This window comes from Pseudomonas sp. ZL2 (assembly GCF_054788455.1).
Map to the genome: position 1 here is coordinate 77,328 of NZ_JBGOGX010000002.1, position 17,357 is coordinate 94,684.

General features: G+C 61.6%; 18 protein-coding genes. 16 read left to right on the plus strand and 2 right to left on the minus strand.

What is annotated here, in order from left to right; genetic code table 11:
- Window positions 1–8: 8 nt before the first annotated feature.
- From ABM562_RS01710 to ABM562_RS01770, 13 genes are all read left to right on the plus strand, one after another.
- Window positions 9–1,061, plus strand: coding sequence for a cell invasion protein (locus ABM562_RS01710; RefSeq protein ID WP_460420605.1), 1,053 nt, complete (start codon window positions 9–11; stop codon window positions 1,059–1,061).
- Window positions 1,062–1,073: 12 nt separating this feature from the next.
- Window positions 1,074–2,093, plus strand: coding sequence for an IpaD/SipD/SspD family type III secretion system needle tip protein (locus ABM562_RS01715; protein WP_460420607.1), 1,020 nt, complete (start codon window positions 1,074–1,076; stop codon window positions 2,091–2,093).
- On the plus strand, window positions 2,090–2,344 hold the full coding sequence (locus ABM562_RS01720; protein ID WP_346617098.1) for an acyl carrier protein: 255 nt from the start codon (window positions 2,090–2,092) through the stop codon (window positions 2,342–2,344). Before ABM562_RS01715 ends, ABM562_RS01720 begins: the two co-directional genes overlap by 4 nt.
- A gap of 148 nt (window positions 2,345–2,492) precedes the next feature.
- Window positions 2,493–3,263, plus strand: coding sequence for a winged helix-turn-helix domain-containing protein (locus ABM562_RS01725; RefSeq protein ID WP_460420609.1), 771 nt, complete (start codon window positions 2,493–2,495; stop codon window positions 3,261–3,263).
- Between the two features lie 45 nt (window positions 3,264–3,308).
- Window positions 3,309–4,442, plus strand: coding sequence for a PrgH/EprH family type III secretion apparatus protein (locus ABM562_RS01730; RefSeq protein ID WP_346617097.1), 1,134 nt, complete (start codon window positions 3,309–3,311; stop codon window positions 4,440–4,442).
- Window positions 4,443–4,445: 3 nt separating this feature from the next.
- Complete coding sequence (sctF, locus tag ABM562_RS01735; RefSeq protein ID WP_115086034.1) at window positions 4,446–4,706, plus strand: type III secretion system needle filament subunit SctF; 261 nt, start codon at window positions 4,446–4,448, stop codon at window positions 4,704–4,706.
- A 42-nt stretch (window positions 4,707–4,748) separates the two neighbouring features.
- Complete coding sequence (gene sctI / locus ABM562_RS01740; protein ID WP_460420611.1) at window positions 4,749–5,051, plus strand: type III secretion system inner rod subunit SctI; 303 nt, start codon at window positions 4,749–4,751, stop codon at window positions 5,049–5,051.
- Entirely contained in the window at window positions 5,048–5,767 is a 720-nt protein-coding gene (locus tag ABM562_RS01745) for an EscJ/YscJ/HrcJ family type III secretion inner membrane ring protein (RefSeq protein ID WP_233674039.1), read from the plus strand. Before sctI ends, ABM562_RS01745 begins: the two co-directional genes overlap by 4 nt.
- Window positions 5,751–6,314 (plus strand): protein OrgA, encoded by a 564-nt coding sequence (locus ABM562_RS01750; protein ID WP_233674038.1) that lies wholly within the window; start codon window positions 5,751–5,753, stop codon window positions 6,312–6,314. The genes ABM562_RS01745 and ABM562_RS01750 overlap by 17 nt, the downstream gene beginning before the upstream one ends.
- Window positions 6,292–6,996, plus strand: coding sequence for a hypothetical protein (locus ABM562_RS01755; RefSeq protein WP_115086037.1), 705 nt, complete (start codon window positions 6,292–6,294; stop codon window positions 6,994–6,996). The genes ABM562_RS01750 and ABM562_RS01755 overlap by 23 nt, the downstream gene beginning before the upstream one ends.
- A gap of 58 nt (window positions 6,997–7,054) precedes the next feature.
- Window positions 7,055–7,387 carry a hypothetical protein gene (locus ABM562_RS01760; RefSeq protein WP_115086038.1) on the plus strand — a complete coding sequence of 111 codons (333 nt, stop codon included), beginning with the start codon at window positions 7,055–7,057 and terminating at the stop codon, window positions 7,385–7,387.
- A gap of 129 nt (window positions 7,388–7,516) precedes the next feature.
- Complete coding sequence (locus tag ABM562_RS01765) at window positions 7,517–8,674, plus strand: hypothetical protein (RefSeq protein WP_460420614.1); 1,158 nt, start codon at window positions 7,517–7,519, stop codon at window positions 8,672–8,674.
- A gap of 38 nt (window positions 8,675–8,712) precedes the next feature.
- Window positions 8,713–9,735: a quinone-dependent dihydroorotate dehydrogenase gene (locus ABM562_RS01770; protein WP_134061881.1), complete on the plus strand. Its 1,023-nt coding sequence runs from the start codon at window positions 8,713–8,715 to the stop codon at window positions 9,733–9,735.
- A 96-nt stretch (window positions 9,736–9,831) separates the two neighbouring features.
- Here ABM562_RS01770 and rmf read toward each other — a convergent pair whose 3' ends face one another.
- Window positions 9,832–10,047, minus strand: a complete 216-nt coding sequence (gene rmf / locus ABM562_RS01775; protein ID WP_010223328.1) for a ribosome modulation factor — start codon at window positions 10,045–10,047, stop codon at window positions 9,832–9,834.
- Window positions 10,048–10,586: 539 nt separating this feature from the next.
- Between rmf and rlmKL the strand changes: the two genes are divergently transcribed.
- Both rlmKL and ABM562_RS01785 read left to right on the plus strand, forming a co-directional pair.
- The gene (gene rlmKL / locus ABM562_RS01780) at window positions 10,587–12,785 is read left to right on the plus strand and encodes a bifunctional 23S rRNA (guanine(2069)-N(7))-methyltransferase RlmK/23S rRNA (guanine(2445)-N(2))-methyltransferase RlmL (RefSeq protein WP_115086041.1); all 2,199 of its coding nucleotides are present in this window, start codon (window positions 10,587–10,589) and stop codon (window positions 12,783–12,785) included.
- A 102-nt stretch (window positions 12,786–12,887) separates the two neighbouring features.
- Window positions 12,888–15,281 (plus strand): sensor domain-containing diguanylate cyclase, encoded by a 2,394-nt coding sequence (locus ABM562_RS01785; protein ID WP_346617096.1) that lies wholly within the window; start codon window positions 12,888–12,890, stop codon window positions 15,279–15,281.
- Window positions 15,282–15,288: 7 nt separating this feature from the next.
- On the opposite strand, the gene dacB is transcribed toward ABM562_RS01785, so the two are convergent.
- The gene (gene dacB, locus ABM562_RS01790) at window positions 15,289–16,752 is read right to left on the minus strand and encodes a D-alanyl-D-alanine carboxypeptidase/D-alanyl-D-alanine endopeptidase (protein WP_115086043.1); all 1,464 of its coding nucleotides are present in this window, start codon (window positions 16,750–16,752) and stop codon (window positions 15,289–15,291) included.
- A gap of 214 nt (window positions 16,753–16,966) precedes the next feature.
- On the opposite strand from dacB, the gene ABM562_RS01795 reads away from it, so the two are divergent.
- Window positions 16,967–17,311 carry a YggL family protein gene (locus ABM562_RS01795; protein ID WP_115086044.1) on the plus strand — a complete coding sequence of 115 codons (345 nt, stop codon included), beginning with the start codon at window positions 16,967–16,969 and terminating at the stop codon, window positions 17,309–17,311.
- The last annotated feature ends 46 nt before the right edge of the window (window positions 17,312–17,357 follow it).

Consider the following 17,357-nt stretch of genomic DNA (forward strand, 5'->3'; position numbering starts at 1 on the left):
AAGCTGTCATGACCACTATTAATACCGTAGCCCCTGTAAGACCTGTATTTGTCGATGGTTCGAGCCAGCGCGATGCGCTTCGCGACATCGCCTCAGTGCTCGACTCAATGAGGCTGGGGCAGGGCCAGGTACTTGCTTCGTCAGTCATGCCGCTGGCATTTCTGAGCCTGGATCAGGTCGTGCAATTGATGGCGAGTGAGGATGCGAGCGCGGTTGATGAATTGACCAGTAAGTTGAGCGAACGCGTGTTGGATACCCTCGACACGCTGAGCTTCGATCCTGGGGCCTGGGAGGAACATGCAAACATTCTGCGCGATGCGCTCCTGACGATAATGGCGGTATTGATAGCCAATGCTGCGTCGCGTGGCCAGTTTGCCACGATTGTCGCCAAGGTGGCTGAGCAGAATGCGCAGGCGATCATCGATGGGGGCCAGGCGCAGTTCATGAGTGCAATCAGCGGTGCGGTGCTGGCGGGGGCAATGTCGATTGGTGGCGCCACCCTTAGCTTCAAGGGGCTTGCAGCCAAGCATGCGGATATCAGTACCACCAGGCGCAGCGCCATGGACGCCAATAATATTGGCAACGATCTAACGGCTATGCGTGCGCGTACCGATTTTGAGCCGGGTGTGCCGACAAAGGTGCGCACACTGAACGACAAGGGGGCGCCTCACGAGTCGGAGATCATTCCTAAGGGAGCGAAACCCAGCACAGATGAACTGGCCTGGTTTGATCGTGAGATCCTCAAGGCGCGCAAGCAGGCCCAGGAGTCCGAGTGGCTCGGTGCGATGAATGAGAAAGGCTACATGAAGCCGCAGCTATATGGGCAGATGATCAACTCATTGGCGATGACGGTCAGCAATGCGGTATCGAGCGCAGTGCGTCTGGGTGAATACCAGGCGCGTTCGCGAGAGGTGCTGCTACAAAGCGCCCAGAGCCTGGTCAAAGGCCTGGCTGATGAAGTGGCACAAAAGAATGGCGGGGATACCAGCTTGCTCAACAAGCTGATGGACATGGTCCTGCAGTTGTTGCAATCGCGCGCCAATGCGTCGGCCATAAAATAAATTGGGGGCAGCATGAGCATCGCAATTAACAGTACGCCGCACCATCCCCTGAGTAGCGAGCACTCGCACGCGCCTGAAACGCTTGCTTTCGAGGTGCCGCACGCTGCGCCAATGCCCGCGCCTTTGTCAAAAAACGGTGTGCCGGGACGCTTGGCGAGTGTGCAGCTATTGGAACATGCCCATCAGGCGCTGCAGCATCAATTGGCAACGGAACTGAATGCCGCCGAGGAAGTGACCCAACGCATCAGGTTGAGTTTTGTCCAGCAGGAGGTTCATGTGTTTGCCAGTACGGTGGAGTGTTGCACGGCAACGCTTGCCGAGGCTGGCCGTCTGCGAGCGGATCAGCACCTGCAGAAAATGGCCGAGGCTATCAACAAGGACCTTCCTGCGGAGCTGCAAGACACGCCGATGGCGGCAAACGAGTTCTTTGACAAGTTGATTGACCTGATTGGCATCATCAAGGATCAGTACCTGGGCGCTTACACCCATATTCTCGATGCCTATCAGAAGTTTTTTGCGGCATTTACCAGCAACGTGACCAGCGAAATGTGGGATTGGGTCGCCGCCGGCAATGAGGGGAAAGATATTTACTTCAGCGGTGACCTGTTCCATGCGGCATTCAATGAGTTACAGCGGGAGTTCTCATTGCCCAACAGTGCCGCCATCCTGTTCCCGGCACCGGGCAGGCCTGCGGCCAGTCAGCAAGACGCCATAAAATGGCAGCTGGCCCTGGGCCTGCCGCCCGACACCGTGCAAAGGTCACCCAGCGGCGGCTATGCCGTGGTAATGGACTTGGGGCCGCTCAGAGAGCTCAAGGAGGGAACGCCAAACAGGATTGTGACCTGGGACCCCGCCAGGTTTCAGGTCTGGCAATCGGGCTTCAACGCACAGGAGGAGCGGATGAAAAACCAGTTGCAGTCCTTGGGTCAGAAGTATTCCAACGCTAACAGCTATCACGACAACTTCAACAGGACCCTGTCGGCACACCTGAGCCAGTTCGCCGACATGCTCAAGCACATGAGTACCTGGTGAGTTCGCCACTGGAGCAGCAGGTCATCGCCGTACTGATGACCTGCCTGGGTGTCGATGCAGGGCAGGTGACGCGCGAGGCCGACCTGGTGCATGACCTGGGCTGTGATTCGCTGAACATCGTCGAGATGGCCGAGGCACTCAATGAGTGCTTCCACCGGCGGCTGGACCCTGAGGCGGTCAGGCACTGGCGCTGTGTTGGTGACGTGATTCGAACGGTTCAGCAGGCACTGCAAGGGTGTTTAGCTGAATAGTCCTACGTCGTCCTACGGATTTGCTTTGGTGCGTCCGTACCCTTATGCCTACATTTTTGCCGGGAAGGAATTCTTATAGTCATTGGCCTGCGAGTAGCCCACGGGGTGCTTGCAGGGCATTCGAACAATAATGACAGGCCCCGCCCCGATGACCGCCTTTTACACCCCTCCCGACACTGTCACCTACGCATTCGAGGGCTGGCGCCTGTGCCCCGATGGTGTGCTGTGGCACGACGAACAGGGCCAGCACCTGCCGCCCAAGGAACGCCAGGTCCTGCGTCTACTACTGGCCAATGCCGGTACGCTGGTATCCAAGGACAGCTTGCTGGACGCTGTCTGGCCAGGCCTGGATACCGCTGAAGAGTCGCTGACACGCTGCATCTGCGTATTGCGCAAGTTGCTCAAGGACCGTCGCCATTTCATTGTCACCGTTTACGGCCAGGGCTATCGGTTCACTTGCCCGGTGCAACACATGCCCAACGCGCTCGCCGGTTGCCCGGGGTTGCCTACCCTGGCCATCCTGCCGTTGCGCGGCGGGCAGCCACTCGAGTCGCTGGTACTCAACGAAACCATCAAGGGTGTGGTGCGCAACGCCTTACAGCGGCGCGTCGAACTGTTGTCTCTGTCGGTGGCCAGCCTGTGTGCAACCCCCCTGGAAGCCATCGACCTGATCGAATGCTTGGCACCGGACTACTACCTGTGTGGTTATTGCGTCGATACCGATGGTTACCACCAACTGGCGGTTGAACTGGTCAGGGGACATGATCACCGGATAGTGGATTGCCGACGGTTCGCCGGGTGCCAGCAACAGGTGCTGGGCCAGTTGCTGGCTTTTCTCGAAGCGAATTTCCCGATACTGGCAGCAGATGCCTGGCAATCATCAGATTCTCATCAGGATCGCAGGCGCCAGCTCTCTTAGGCTTTGCTCTGTTCGTGCTTGGTCACGTTTTTCTAGAGTGCTGGTATGCAAGAGACCTCGATAGATTCCTGTGTCATGCGCGTGTTCAATGGCCCTATGGCCGGTTGCGAGTTCAGCCTGGCAGCCGGCCCAGGCCCGACCCGGGTGATGGTCGGGACGGCTGACGGGCTGGCTGCCGCCACCGGGCAGGCGTTGTTCATACTGCTGGAGACGGGCGGGTGCAGTTTCGAGGTCATGCTCGGCGAGGCGAGGCAATCGGTGCGGGTAAGGCCGTTGCAACCTCCATCAGCGTCATGGCAGCTCTGGCCTTTGCAGCAACAGCAGCAGATCGGTGGATTGCAGGTTGCGTTTCGCTTGAGTTCACAAGAATGGAATGTGCAAGACGCCGCTACGGGGTCGGGCAACGGGAAAAAACGGCTTGGCTCGTTGCGCGTCACCAGCGCTGGGTTTGCGTTGTGCCTGCTAGTGGTTTCGTTGGGCGTCTGGTCGCTGCCGGACCGTACCGTTTCGGCACAGCAGCGCAGTGTCACGGCGCTGGTCAGCGCTCAGGCGCAAGTGTTGCAAGGGCGCGATCAGTTGCTCTACGTGCTGGTCGACTCGCTACGCGAAGCAGCCTGGAATCGTCAGGTCCTGATGCGTCATCAGTTGGGCGGTGTCGCGGTCATCGTGATGGCCCAGGAACAGCAACGGCTGGAGCAGCAACTGCGGGCGTTCGAACCTGGGCTGGCGATCCGGCTGCTCGACCTGAGCGAGCCGCAGCGGCCGTTGCTGGTGCTTGCCGGCACACTGCCGGAGCAACCCCTGAAGAGCCGTCTCGAGCAGCAATTGCTACGGCTTGCTCCCTACGCCGGGCACCTCGAATTTCGGCTGCAGGACGACAGCGCAAGCATCGATCAAGCGCTTGCCGGCCTGCGTCAGCTGGGGGTGCCGTTTCGGCGCAGTGACCAGTCGGGCAGTGTTGCCTTGCGCATCGAGGGCAACTTGCAGGACAGCCAGCTGGAAGCGACCCGGCGCTTCATTCGCCGATTCGAGCAGCAATGGGGCTCGGGCTTTGTGCACTTTTCCATCGTCCTTCAGGACGACCGGCTCAAGGGTCTTTCATACCAGGCGGGCGAGCAGGGTTACATCAAATCCTCGTCTACCTCCTGGCAATTTCATTCCTCCCATACAGGCAGTTGAACCATGCGCAGCATTTCAGATCCGGTCCAGTTCCATGATGATTTTCTCGGGCGTCAGGCAGATGCCTTCGAGCAGGGCGCGCAGGGGTTGAAAGAAGCCCTGGATAAAGCGCTGGAAGACTTGCAGGCCGATGCTTCCGACCCGACATTGCTGGCCGCGTATCAGGCGGCATTCTCTTCCTACACCGTATTTCGCAATGCGCAGACCAATACGGTCAAGGGCTTCAAGGACATCGACATGGCGATCATCCAGGCAGCTCGTTGATCGTCCCGGTGGCTGGTCACTCATTAAGGAGTATTTGCATCAATGGCTATCGATTCCATTGCCGGCCTTGCACCGCGCCAGATTCACGCGCTGCACCAAGGTGCTGACAGTGCTCCGGTGTCCTTGCAGGACCGCTTGCTGCAAGCCTTCGCTGAGTCGGCCCAGGCTAGCGATCTGCATGTAGCCGGTATCGAGCAACTGTTGCAGCGTCCCGACATCACCAGCCCGCAGGTGTTGGCGCAGTTGCAGGAGCAGAGCGGGCAGTACAACGTCGATATCAATCTGCTCAACACCCTGGTACGCAAAGTCGTCGGCACTGCCGAAACCTTGTTGCGCCAGTCATGAGGTGGCTGCTCGGGTTGTTGCTTTGCCTGTTCTTGCTCGGCTGCCGCCAGCCGTTGCTGTTGCAGGGGCTGGATCAGCAGCAGGCCAATGAAGTGGTGGCCTTGCTGCAGCGCAACAACATTGCCGTGCAGAAAGTCGATACCGGCAAGAGCGGTTACACCGTACTGGTCGCGCAGATGGATTTCCCGGCTGCGGTTGACCTGTTGACCCAGTACGGCCTGCCGTCAAGGGCAAGAATGCAGGTGGCGCAAATGTTTCCTGCCGACGCCCTGGTGGCTTCGCCACGGGCGGAGAAGGCGCGGTTGTACTCGGCCATCGAACAACGTCTGGAGCAGTCGGTGACGGCGCTGAGTGGTGTGGTCTCGGCACGGGTGCATGTCAGCTATGACCTGGCCGCCGGTGAAGGAGGACGCAGCAGTGCGCCGGTGCATCTGTCGGCGTTGGTCGTGCACGAACCAGACAGCGAGGTCGATATTCTGATCGACGATCTCAAGCGCTTTCTCAAAAACAGTTTCAGCGAAGTGGATTACGAGCGCATATCGGTGGTGTTGACGCCGCGTGTGGCGATCCAGCACCACTCGCCGCACGGCATGCAAGCGAGCCGTATGCCGGGCCCTTGGCTGTGGATGCTGTTGTTGTTCATCGTCGGCCTTGCAGGCGGTGGGGGGTGGCTATGGTACCAGCGGCGGGAGGCCGGTGATGTCGCCGTCAGTTGAGTGGATCGATCAGATTGCCCGGCAGCCATCGCGCTACCTCAGTGCCGAGCGGCTCCAGCTGCCTGACGCGTTGCGCAGCGCCGCGGTGATGCAGGTCGTGGACGAGATGCTGGTGCAAGGGCTGGATCTGCCGCCCATGCCGCAGACCTGGCCGGATAACGACATTACCCGTTTATGGCTTGAGCACTGGCTGCTGTTGCCCCAGGTGGCGCGCCTGCTTGGTGCCTATCGGCTGTGGCCGGCATTGGTCGACGGGGCTGCGACCGATCGGTTGCCAGCGGCACAGCGCTCCTTCGCCAGCTGCGCGCTGGGTGCCCGACCATGGTTCGATGAGCTATCGAGCCTGGACCTGCAAGCGCGCCTTGAAGCGGTCGGGCTCAATGCCTTGCTGGCCTGGCAGGCGCAGGTACCGGTGGCCCTGGTGGCGCGACTGGCCCTGCAGTTCTCAACCGATGTGGTTGCCCGCCAAGCCGAGCTGCCGGCAGCGCAAGCGGACCACGGACTTTTACGGATGGCCGTACAGCATGCTCGATTCATTGCGCTGTGAAAACGCACTTCCGGGCCTGGATCCGGTGCAGGTCCGTGCAGCCGAGCGGGCCCTGGCGCGACACTGCCAGGCCCTTGAACAGCAGGCCCGGCAAGCGGCCAAGCAACAGGTCGCCGAGGCACACAAGCACGCTCATGCAGTGCGTGAGGCGGCCAGGCAGCAGGGTTATGCCGAGGGCGTGTTGCACGCCGCGCAGGACCTGGCTGACGCCTTGCTGCAAAGCCAACGCTTGGCCGAGCAAGTGCGCCGTGAACTGATCGAGACGACGCGCGGCCTGCTGCGCGAGGTGTTTGGGCAGGTCGAGTGGCTCGAGGCGCTTGTCGATGGTTGGCCGGCAGCGGCCGTCGACATCGGCCAGCCCTTGCAATTGCAGGCGCCCCTGCACAGCAAGGGCGCGCACGCCCGAATCGTGAGGGCAATGGGCCGCCAGTGGCAGGGCGAGCTGCAGGTCGACTACCAGCAGCAAAGCCATTATCGCCTGCACCTGGGTGAACTGGCCCTGGAGTTTCATCCCGAGGTGATTGAAGTGCAGCTGGCCGAGCGGGTGCTGATGCGCTGCGACGGCCTGGCACGGCTAGACACCCAGCTGGATCACGCCGCACGGGTGACCCTGGCGGATAGCCTGCAGCGCTGGTTGGCAACGTCCGAACAGAGCGAGGAGGCAAGCCAGGATGCGAGTTGAGGGGGCCCCAGCAGCGTCGCCGCATGTAACAGAGGCGGTGCAATCCCTGGCGTCGCGAATGTCCCAGGCGCCGCTGCAGTTCGACGCTTTGTACCAGCAGTTGCGCACCCTGGGAGGGCAGGGCGCACAGGCGTTGTACCAGTGCATCCGCGACTGGCCGGACGGCCAGGGCGGCGGGCCGGCGTATCGGACTGTCGCCGCGCAGTTGGCGGTGGTCTTGCAAGTCTTGCAACAGCTCAAGGCTGACGGGCTGGAAGAGGATCTGCTGTATCAGGAGATGCGCGGTGTGCATACCCGGGTATTCGGTCTCGAGTTGCAGATGAAGGCGTTTTTGCAACAGGCGATGAATCCGCAGTGGGACGAGGACAGTCGCGAAGAGGTTGAGTGGTAAACACGCGCATTTATCAACAACAAAGAGGTAGTGCCAATGGTTGATTCAGTCAGCAGTGCCAGTCAAACCAGCTTTGTGCCGGTCGAGGCTCCAGAGCAGCCAACGACATCAGAGTATGTTGTCATCGATATGCCAGCGGATTTCGACCCGATTGACTTGCTGGGTCCGCAAGCGCCTTTGAGTCTTGAAGAGAAAGATGTCTGCATCGATATCCTCCAGACACTTGAAACCTTTGAGCAGCAAATCAGCGTGTCTGCGGAGGATGCCCAGGCAGTACAGTCCTTTGTGGCAGACGGCGTTGTTTCGCAAAGTAGTGTGTTCACTCATCAGCAGGGGCAGTCGTTGGAAACCGTGCCACAACGCATCGGTGCCGTGGCGCATTACCTGCAAACGCAACTTCGTGAAACCCTGGACACCCTGCCGCGACCACTCAGCAACCTGGCGGTATCCACCGCTTTCAACCTGCCATCGGTCTGCGCCCTGACCATGGCCCGCAGTGCGCTCAGTGCTGCTGTCGCCGAAGGCGTGTCAGGCTCGGCAGCGGTCATCACCGGTGCCGCCTGCTCGGCGTTGCCCTTGTTGTTGACTCTCGCCGCTGCCGGGCACCACCTCTACAACGGCACGGCAACCCCCGCATACCTTGCCTCCCAAGGCGCGTTTCTCGCTGTTTCGGCACTGATTCTTGGCGCCGCCCTGGCTACTGGGCCGGCGACGATCTTCGCCGGGTTGGCCGGATCGGCGCCGGCGGTAGCCCTGTATTGCCTCAGTCGCGACCTGTTGCAGCCGTTTCACGGGCTTGGCAGCAATACCGGGCTGAGCCTGCCGGTCAACCTGGTCGATGGCATCGCCTATGGCGCCCTGCAGTTCGCCGCCGGGGCCGCAGCGCTGTGGACGGATTCGGGCCTGGTGGGGGCCTTGATCAATGGCTTGATCGAAAGCGTTGAGCCTGCCCTCAATGAGGAGCTTTCGGCGTGGATGCACGGGCGCGATGAGGCAGTCGACGAGCAGTCGTTCAGGCTCAACTACGAAGTGCAGGTTCCCGGCTGGCGGCAAATCGTTACCCGTCTGGAAAACACTGGCATCCCACGCATGACCGCCTTTGCCATCATCTCCACCGGCGTGGCCACCGCCCAGCACATCGGCGCGATGGGCCTGAATGACAGCCAGAACTACTGGCTGGCCAATGGCGCCGGAGCGCTGCTGGCCACGTATATCCTGACTCCGTTCTATCAAAGCCACGCCCTGCAACCCGGCGAACTCGCCGAAGTGGTGGTCACCCGGCTATAATCGCCAACCCTTCGCCGCCACCCGAGTTCACGCCGCCCATGTATACCCTGGCCCGCCAGTTGCTGTTCAAGCTCTCCCCGGAGACTTCCCATGACCTGTCCCTGGACCTGATCGGCGCCGGTGGCCGCCTGGGCCTCAACGGGCTGCTGACCAAGGCGCCGGCCTCCTTGCCGGTCACTGTCATGGGCCTGAACTTCGCCAACCCGGTCGGACTGGCGGCGGGTCTGGACAAAAACGGCGCGGCCATCGACGGCTTCGCCCAGCTGGGTTTCGGTTTTGTCGAGATCGGTACCGTCACCCCGCGTCCGCAGCCAGGCAACCCCAAGCCGCGCCTGTTCCGCCTGCCGGAAGCCGAGGCGATCATCAACCGCATGGGCTTCAACAACCTGGGTGTCGACAACCTGCTCAACCGTGTGCGTGCAGCCAAATACCGCGGCATCCTCGGCATCAACATCGGCAAGAACTTCGACACCCCGGTCGAGCGCGCGGTAGACGACTACCTGATCTGCCTCGACAAGGTCTACGACCAGGCCAGCTACATCACCGTCAACGTCAGCTCGCCGAACACCCCGGGCCTGCGCAGCCTGCAGTTCGGCGACTCGCTCAAGCAACTGCTCGATGCCCTGGCCGAGCGCCGCTCGCAATTGGTGACCGAACGCGGCAAGCATGTGCCGCTGGCAATCAAGATCGCCCCGGACATGAGCGATGAAGAAACCGTGCTGGTCGCCTCGGCCCTGGTCGAATCGGGCATGGACGCGGTGATCGCCACCAACACCACCCTCGGCCGTGAAGGCGTCGAGGGCCTGCTGCATGGCGACGAGGCCGGTGGCCTGTCGGGTGCGCCGGTGCTGGAAAAGAGCACGCATATCGTCAAGGTGCTGGCCGGCGAGCTGGGCGGCAAGTTGCCGATCATCGCCGCAGGCGGGATTACCGAAGGCAAGCATGCGGCGCAGAAAATTGCCGCCGGTGCCAGCCTGGTACAGATCTACTCGGGGTTCATCTACAAGGGCCCGGCCCTGATCCGCGAGGCGGTGGACGCCATCGCTGCCATGCCGCGCTGAAACCGCAGGCATAAAAAAGGGCCCCCTCAAGGGGCCCCTGGGCCTTAGCCCGCCGCCCGGATGGGGCGCGCATGGTAATCGGATTCAGTTCCTCGTTCAGCCAACGGCGTGAAGTTCGTTGAGTCTATGGATACCCGCAGTGCCGGTCATACCGTCCCAGTTGTCGCCGCGTCCTTCGCGCCAGCCATTGATCCATGCCTGGCGTACAGACGGTAGAGTAAAAGGGCAAAGCTCGCGGGATTTGCCGGTGACCCCATATTGGTAGCCACGTGAAAATGCTCGTTCCAACGGATCACGCTTAAGTCTTCTCATAGGGTGTTGCCCTCACTTGTTGACTGTAATGTCCCGTCGACCTCTAGAAGGTCGGGCAGAATCGTTCTGCCGGTTTGCGCTCGCTGCCGGCGTCGCGAGCGGAAGTGTTGCCCCGTTGCGGTGACAACCTGAGACCAGTTCTAACCAATGCACGACACAGTGTGAATGATCGTTTTGTCATAAGGACGTAACCTTTCATAGGGTCAGAGGATAAGTAAATAAATGCGTCTGATTAGGATCTGACGCAAAGCCCGCTATGATCAGGGTTTGCTCTATAGCGAAGTCATCTGGCCATCGCTATGTGATAATTTGTAACAACGAAGGTAAAACGACGAAGGGTCATTTTCCCCGGTTTTTTGCCTGAATTTTTCATTCTGCCCGGCAATCAAAGACTTTTCAGCCCATGGCAAAAGTCAGATTGGCGGGCGGCCCGGCGCTAAAAGAGCGCCACTCGAACGCTGTGGAAAGGCGTTCGATTAAACATCGGAAGGGCGATGCGCTTGCCTTTCCACTTTATTGCTCAAGGCTCTGGATACCCCATGTCGGACCGTTTCGAACTTTACCTCACCTGTCCCAAAGGCCTTGAAGGCCTGCTTGCCGAAGAAGCCCGCGGCCTCGGCTTGGAAGAAGTGCGCGAGCACACTTCGGCGATTCGCGGCAGCGCCGACATGGAAACCGCCTACCGGCTGTGCCTGTGGTCGCGCCTGGGCAACCGCGTGCTGCTGGTGCTCAAGCGCTTCAACATGAAAAACGCCGACGATCTCTACGACGGCGTCAATGAAGTCGAGTGGCAGGATCACCTGGAAGCCAGCGGTTCGCTGGCAGTTGAGTTCAGCGGCCACGGCTCGGGTATCGACAACACCCATTTCGGCGCCTTGAAGGTCAAGGACGCGATCGTCGACAAACTGCGCACCAGCAGCGGCGAACGCCCGTCGGTGGACAAGCTCAACCCTGACCTGCGCGTGCACCTGCGCCTGGAACGCGGTGAGGCGATCCTGTCTCTGGACCTGTCCGGCCACAGCCTGCACCAGCGCGGTTACCGCCTGCAGCAAGGCGCCGCGCCACTGAAGGAAAACCTCGCGGCGGCGATATTGATCCGTGCCGGCTGGCCACGTATTGCTGCCGAAGGCGGTGCCCTGGCCGACCCGATGTGCGGTGTCGGGACCTTCCTGGTCGAAGCGGCAATGATCGCCGCCGATATCGCACCGAACCTGCGCCGCGAACGTTGGGGTTTCAGCGCCTGGCTCGGCCACGTGCCAGCACTGTGGCGCAAACTCCATGATGAAGCGCTGGCCCGCGCCGAAGCTGGCCTGGCCCGTCCACCGTTGTGGATCCGTGGTTATGAAGCCGACCCGCGCTTGATCCAGCCGGGGCGCAACAACGTTGAGCGCGCAGGCCTGAGCGACTGGGTGAAGATCTACCAGGGCGAAGTCGGCAGCTTCGAGCCGCGCCCGGACCAGAACCAGAAAGGCCTGGTGATCTGCAACCCGCCATACGGCGAGCGCCTGGGCGATGAAGCCAGCCTGTTGTACCTCTACCAGAATCTTGGCGAGCGTCTGCGCCAGGCCTGCCTGAACTGGGAAGCGGCGGTGTTCACTGGCGCGCCGGACCTGGGCAAGCGCATGGGTATCCGTAGCCACAAGCAATACGCTTTCTGGAACGGCGCCTTGCCGTGCAAGCTGCTGCTGATCAAGGTCCAGCCGGACCAGTTTGTTACCGGCGAGCGCCGTCAGCCGGAGCGCAACGGCGAAGCTGCCGAGCAGCGTTCACCCGCAGCCGTGGCCAGCGAGCCGGCTCGTTTGAGCGAAGGCGGGCAGATGTTCGCCAACCGCCTGCAAAAGAACCTCAAGCAATTGGGCAAGTGGGCCAAGCGCGACAACGTCAGCTGTTATCGCCTGTACGATGCCGACATGCCCGAGTACGCCCTGGCCATCGACCTGTATCAGGATTGGGTGCACGTGCAGGAATACGCCGCGCCACGTTCGATCGACCCGGAGAAAGCCCAGGCGCGTCTGTTCGACGCCCTGGCAGCGATTCCGCAAGCCCTGGGCATCGACCAGAGCCGGGTGGTGGTCAAGCGCCGCGAGCGCCAGACCGGTACCCGCCAGTACGAGCGCCAAAGCACCCAGGGCCAGTTCCTGGAGGTGCAGGAGGGCGGCGTCAAACTGTTGGTCAACCTCACTGATTACCTGGACACCGGCCTGTTCCTCGATCACCGTCCGATGCGCTTGCGCATTCAGCGTGAAGCGGCCGGTAAGCGCTTCCTCAACCTGTTCTGCTACACCGCCACCGCCAGTGTGCATGCGGCCAAGGGGGGCGCGCGCAGCACCACCAGCGTCGACCTGTCGAAAACCTACCTGGACTGGGCGCGGCGCAACCTGTCGCTCAACGGTTTCTCGGACAAGAACCGACTGGAGCAGGGCGATGTCATGGCCTGGTTGCAAGCCTGTCGCGACGAGTACGAGCTGATCTTCATCGACCCGCCGACCTTCTCCAACTCCAAGCGCATGGAAGGGGTGTTCGACGTGCAGCGCGATCATGTCGAGTTGCTCGACCTGGCCGTAGCGCGTCTGGCGCCGGGCGGTGTGCTGTACTTCTCGAACAACTTCCGCAAGTTCCAGCTCGACGAAAACCTGGCTGAACGCTATGCCGTGGAAGAGATCACCGCCCAGACCCTGGACCCGGATTTTGCCCGTAACAGCAAGATTCACCGGGCATGGAAAATTCAGGCGCGCTGATCGGCTGATTGTCGCGGGCGATGATTGCTTCGTTAATGGCTAATGGCTATAACTCAATCAGAGCCTGCGATCCGCTGGACGCTGGCGTTTTGAGTGCTTTCTATGTCGATGCACGCCGCTCGTCCGAAGATGCTCGGCTTTGTCAGCGAAGAGGTTTCCGCCTGGCTGGTGGCCGGGGTGGCGTTTGTGGCCGGCAGCCTGTTGACAGCGCTGCTGGCGCTGGCGACCCATGACCTGTACCGCCAGCAGTTGCGGCAACGTTTCGAACTGCTGGCCAGTGAGCGTTACAGCCGTATCGAAGAACGCTTCGAGGATCAGGTGCAGCGTCTTGATGGCCTGCGCCGTTTTTTCGTATTCTCCTCCAGCGTTACCCTCGCCGAGTTCAACGGCTATGCCCAGCCCTTGCTGTACCGCACCCAGGCCTATGCCTGGGCGCCGCGGGTAGCTGGCGAGACGCGTGCTGCATTCGAACAAAGTGCGGCGCAGCTCCTGGGCAAACCCTTTGCAATCTACGAACTCGATGACGCCGGCACTTTGCAGGTCGCTACGCAACGGGCGCTCTATTATCCGGTTTTCTACACCCAGGCCCTGAGCCGCCAGGCCCAGCCGTTGGGGCTGGATATGCTGTCCCAGCCGCTGCGTCAGGCTGCCCTCGATCGCGCCCGGCAACCGGGCAGCATGGCCGTCTCGGCGCCCCTTAACCTGACCAATGTCGACCCGGCCTACGCGCGCGGGGTGCTGATGGTTGCACCGGTATTTGCCCCGGGCAACGCTGCAACGTCCCCCGACGGCTATGTATTGGCGGTGATCAGCTTGCAGCAGTTGATGGCCGAAGGTCTGCCCAGCCCGAGCCAGGACAACCTGATGGTGCGCATTCTCGACCTGTCCGGGCAAGGCCAGCATGAAGTGCTGTTCCAGTCCGGCAATGAAGGTGCCGACACTGATCTGGCCGCCAGCCACCTGTTACGCCTGGCCGATCATGACTATCAACTGGATATCCAGCCCAGCCTGGCGTTCATGGACGCCAACCGCTCCTCGGCGGTCAACGCCGTGGTGCTGCTCGGCGGCTTGCTCAGCCTGTTGCTCAGTGCCTTGCTGTTCAGCCTGTTCGGCCAGCGCCAGCGGGCCTTGACCCTGGTCGAGCAGCGTACCGCCGAGTTGCGCGTCAGCGAACAGTCCCTGCGTGATACCCACAGCCAACTGCGCAGCGTGCTGGATGCCGCCACCCAGGTGGCGATCATTGCCACCAGTCTGCGTGGGGTGATCAGTACCTTCAACGCCGGTGCCGAACGTATGCTCGGCTATCACAGTGCTGAGGTCATCGGCCAGCTGTCCCTTGAAGATCTGATATCGCCGCAGGAGCTGCAGACGCGTGCGCGGGCGTTGAGCCAGCGCTACGGCCGTGAGGTCAGTCCGGCTCAGGCGATGTTTGCCGAGACGGTCCAGGAGGGCGAGAGCGAACCGGGCGAGTGGACCCTGTTGCGCAAGGATGGCAGCCACCTGCTGGCCAATATGCTGGTCACCGCGGTGCTCGACGAGCACGGCCTGTGGGTCGGGCACCTGGCCATTTGTATCGACGTGACTGAACGCAAGCGCGTGCACGAGGCGCTCGCGGCCCGTGACCGGCTACTGGAAAAACTCAGCGCCGAGGTGCCTGGCGGCATTTATCAGTTTCGCCTCGATCCCGACGGCAGTTCCTGCTTCAGCTACGCCAGCGAGGGCTTGCGCGACATCTACGAGATAGATCCGCAGCGCCTGCGCGAGGACGCTACGGCGGTGTTCGAGCGCATTCACCCCGACGACCTGGCGCAGTTGCGTGCTTCGATCCGCTATTCCGCCGATCACCTGACGCCCTGGCGTGAAGAGTACCGAGTGCTGCTGCCGGTGGCCGGGATGCGCTGGATACGCGGTGAAGCTACACCGGAGCCGGCCGATCAGGGCGGTACCTTGTGGCATGGCTACCTGACGGATATCTCCGATCTGAAACGCGTCGAGGAGGAGCTGCGGGCACTGTCGGTGACCGACGCGCTGACCGGCATCCACAACCGTCGTTACTTTCAGGAGCGGCTCAAAGCCGAGCTCGAGCGGGCCCAGCGCGACAATCAGGACCTGGCCGTGATCATGCTGGACATCGACCACTTCAAACGGATCAACGACCTCTACGGCCATGCTGTGGGCGATCATGTGTTGCGCAGCCTGTGCCAGCGCATCAATCATCGCCTGCGCCGTACCGACGTGTTCTGCCGTCTGGGCGGCGAGGAGTTCATGGTCTTGTGCCCGGGCAGCAATGCCGGGCAGGCCTACACCCTGGCCATGGAGCTCTGGCAGGGCCTGCGCAGCGTGCCGGTGGACGGTGTCGGTGTGGTCACGGCGAGTTTCGGCGTGGCCGGCTGGCGCCCGGGGGAGGGCGCCGATGCCTTGCTGCTGCGTGCCGACTCGGGGGTTTACGCGGCCAAGCAGGCTGGCCGCGACCGGGTCGAGAGCGAACTGCCCTGAGCCAGGCTCAGGGCTGAACGGCGGCGGTGCGGTTGACCAGTTTCGGCTGGCGGTACAGGTCGAGCAGGACCTGGTCGAGCACTGCCGAGGCACCCCAGGGTTTCGGATCGTTGAGGATCGCGGCTACTGCCCAGGTATTGCCGTTGCTGTCGCGGCTGAAACCGGCGATGGCGCGGACGGTGTTCAGGGTGCCGGTCTTGATGTGCGCTTCACCGGTCATGGCAGTGCGCTTGAGGCGCTTGCGCATGGTGCCGTCCATCCCCACCAGCGGCATCGAGCTGATGAACTCGGCGGCGTACGGGCTGTTCCAGGCGGCCTGCAGCAGGGCGGCCATTTCCCGGGTGCTGACCCGTTCGGCGCGGGACAGGCCCGAGCCGTTTTCCATGATCAGGTGCGGCGCGGTAATGCCTTTTTTCGCCAGCCACTGGCGCACCACACGCTGGGCGGCGCGGGCGTCGTCGCCATCGGCATCGGTACGGAACTGCGCGCCCAGGCTCAGGAACAGCTGCTGGGCCATGGTGTTGTTACTGTATTTGTTGATGTCGCGGATGATCTCCACCAGGTCCGGGGAGAAGGCGCGGGCCAGCAGGCGGGCGTTCTTCGGGACGTTGTCGACCCGGTCGCGGCCCTGGATGCTGCCGCCCAGCTCGTTCCAGATGGCGCGCACGGCACCGGCGGCGTAGGACGGGTGATCGAGCAGCGACAAGTAGGTCTGCGAGTTGCAGCCATCGCCCAGCTGGCCGCTGACCACGACGCTGACGCCGTCGGCCTGTACCACCGGGTTGTAGCGCACGTCACCGCTGCACTGCTTGGAATTGACTGCCTTGACCTGGTTGTCGATGCGGATGTTGGCGATCGGCGGCTCGACCGACACCAGGACTTTGCCACCGTCGTTGCGGGCAACGAAGCGCAAGGCCTTGAGGTTGATCAGCAGCGAGTCGGGTTTGACCAGAAAGGGCTTGTTTTCATCACCGCCGTCGTCGTTGAACTGCGGCAATTGCGGCTGGACGAAATGGCTGCGATCGAGCACCAGGTCACCGCTGATGGTCTGCACGCCGTTGGCGCGCAGGTCGCGCATCAGCAGCCAGAGCTTTTCCATGTTCAGTTTCGGGTCGCCACCGCCCTTGAGGTACAGGTTGCCCTGCAACACGCCATTGCGCAGCGGGCCGTCGCTGTAGAACTCGGTTTTCCACTGGTGGGTTGGGCCGAGCATTTCCAGGGCGGCGTAGGTGGTGACCAGCTTCATGGTCGAGGCCGGGTTGACCGAGACATCGGCATTGAACACGGTCGGGGTACCCGGGCCGTTGAGCGGCAGCATAACCAGCGACAGGGCCGAGTCCTGCAGTTTGTTGGTTTTCAATGCCTGCTGCACTTTTGGCGAAAGCGTGGTGTTGACCGCAGCCGCGTGGCTGGAAAGCGCCAGCGGCATCAGCAGGCCGGCAAGCAGAAGAGGGCGAAGAGATCTGATCATGTGCGATAAAACCCTGCGAGCGAGGGGTGAAAAAAACGGAGCGAAAAAAGGTGAAGGCCCCGATACGGAAAAATATAGCGCGCATTATGCCCCAAGCCGAACGCCCATGGGCCTGTGAATACAGGATCACACTGCAGCTTATCGGCTTTTATTCCGGCAAGGGCCCGGCGAAACTGCTAAAGTGCCGCGCGTTAATACTCAAGAGGATTGTTTCATGGCCACTAACCGTTCCCGCCGTCTGCGCAAAAAACTCTGCGTGGATGAATTCCAGGAGCTGGGTTTTGAGCTGAACCTGGGTTTCAAGGAAGATCTGTCCGACGAAACCATTGATGCCTTCCTCGATGCTTTCCTCGAAGAAGCCATGGATGCCAATGGTCTGGACTATGTTGGCGGCGACGACTTCGGTCTGGTCTGCAAGGCCGAGCGTGGCTCGGTCACTCCAGAGCAGCGCGCAGCTGTTGAAAGCTGGCTCAAAGGCCGTAACGAGCTGACCAAGATCGAAGTCAGCCCGCTGCTGGATGCCTGGTATCCGGAAAAGCCGATCAACCCGGCTTCCTGATTCCGATGAAACGGCGGCCCCAGTGGCCGCCGTTTTCGTTTCAGCC

What these genes read in the sequence shown, in the direction of transcription:
- ABM562_RS01710 (WP_460420605.1), top strand. Translation starts at nt 9, where the DNA reads ATGACCACTATTAATACCGTAGCCCCTGTAAGACCTGTATTTGTCGAT.
- ABM562_RS01715 (WP_460420607.1), top strand. Translation starts at nt 1,074, where the DNA reads ATGAGCATCGCAATTAACAGTACGCCGCACCATCCCCTGAGTAGCGAG.
- ABM562_RS01725 (WP_460420609.1), top strand. Translation starts at nt 2,493, where the DNA reads ATGACCGCCTTTTACACCCCTCCCGACACTGTCACCTACGCATTCGAG.
- ABM562_RS01730 (WP_346617097.1), top strand. Translation starts at nt 3,309, where the DNA reads ATGCAAGAGACCTCGATAGATTCCTGTGTCATGCGCGTGTTCAATGGC.
- sctF (WP_115086034.1), top strand. Translation starts at nt 4,446, where the DNA reads ATGCGCAGCATTTCAGATCCGGTCCAGTTCCATGATGATTTTCTCGGG.
- sctI (WP_460420611.1), top strand. Translation starts at nt 4,749, where the DNA reads ATGGCTATCGATTCCATTGCCGGCCTTGCACCGCGCCAGATTCACGCG.
- ABM562_RS01745 (WP_233674039.1), top strand. Translation starts at nt 5,048, where the DNA reads ATGAGGTGGCTGCTCGGGTTGTTGCTTTGCCTGTTCTTGCTCGGCTGC.
- ABM562_RS01750 (WP_233674038.1), top strand. Translation starts at nt 5,751, where the DNA reads ATGTCGCCGTCAGTTGAGTGGATCGATCAGATTGCCCGGCAGCCATCG.
- ABM562_RS01755 (WP_115086037.1), top strand. Translation starts at nt 6,292, where the DNA reads ATGCTCGATTCATTGCGCTGTGAAAACGCACTTCCGGGCCTGGATCCG.
- ABM562_RS01760 (WP_115086038.1), top strand. Translation starts at nt 7,055, where the DNA reads ATGTCCCAGGCGCCGCTGCAGTTCGACGCTTTGTACCAGCAGTTGCGC.
- ABM562_RS01765 (WP_460420614.1), top strand. Translation starts at nt 7,517, where the DNA reads ATGCCAGCGGATTTCGACCCGATTGACTTGCTGGGTCCGCAAGCGCCT.
- ABM562_RS01770 (WP_134061881.1), top strand. Translation starts at nt 8,713, where the DNA reads ATGTATACCCTGGCCCGCCAGTTGCTGTTCAAGCTCTCCCCGGAGACT.
- rmf (WP_010223328.1), bottom strand. Translation starts at nt 10,047, where the DNA reads ATGAGAAGACTTAAGCGTGATCCGTTGGAACGAGCATTTTCACGTGGC.
- rlmKL (WP_115086041.1), top strand. Translation starts at nt 10,587, where the DNA reads ATGTCGGACCGTTTCGAACTTTACCTCACCTGTCCCAAAGGCCTTGAA.
- ABM562_RS01785 (WP_346617096.1), top strand. Translation starts at nt 12,888, where the DNA reads ATGTCGATGCACGCCGCTCGTCCGAAGATGCTCGGCTTTGTCAGCGAA.
- dacB (WP_115086043.1), bottom strand. Translation starts at nt 16,752, where the DNA reads ATGATCAGATCTCTTCGCCCTCTTCTGCTTGCCGGCCTGCTGATGCCG.
- ABM562_RS01795 (WP_115086044.1), top strand. Translation starts at nt 16,967, where the DNA reads ATGGCCACTAACCGTTCCCGCCGTCTGCGCAAAAAACTCTGCGTGGAT.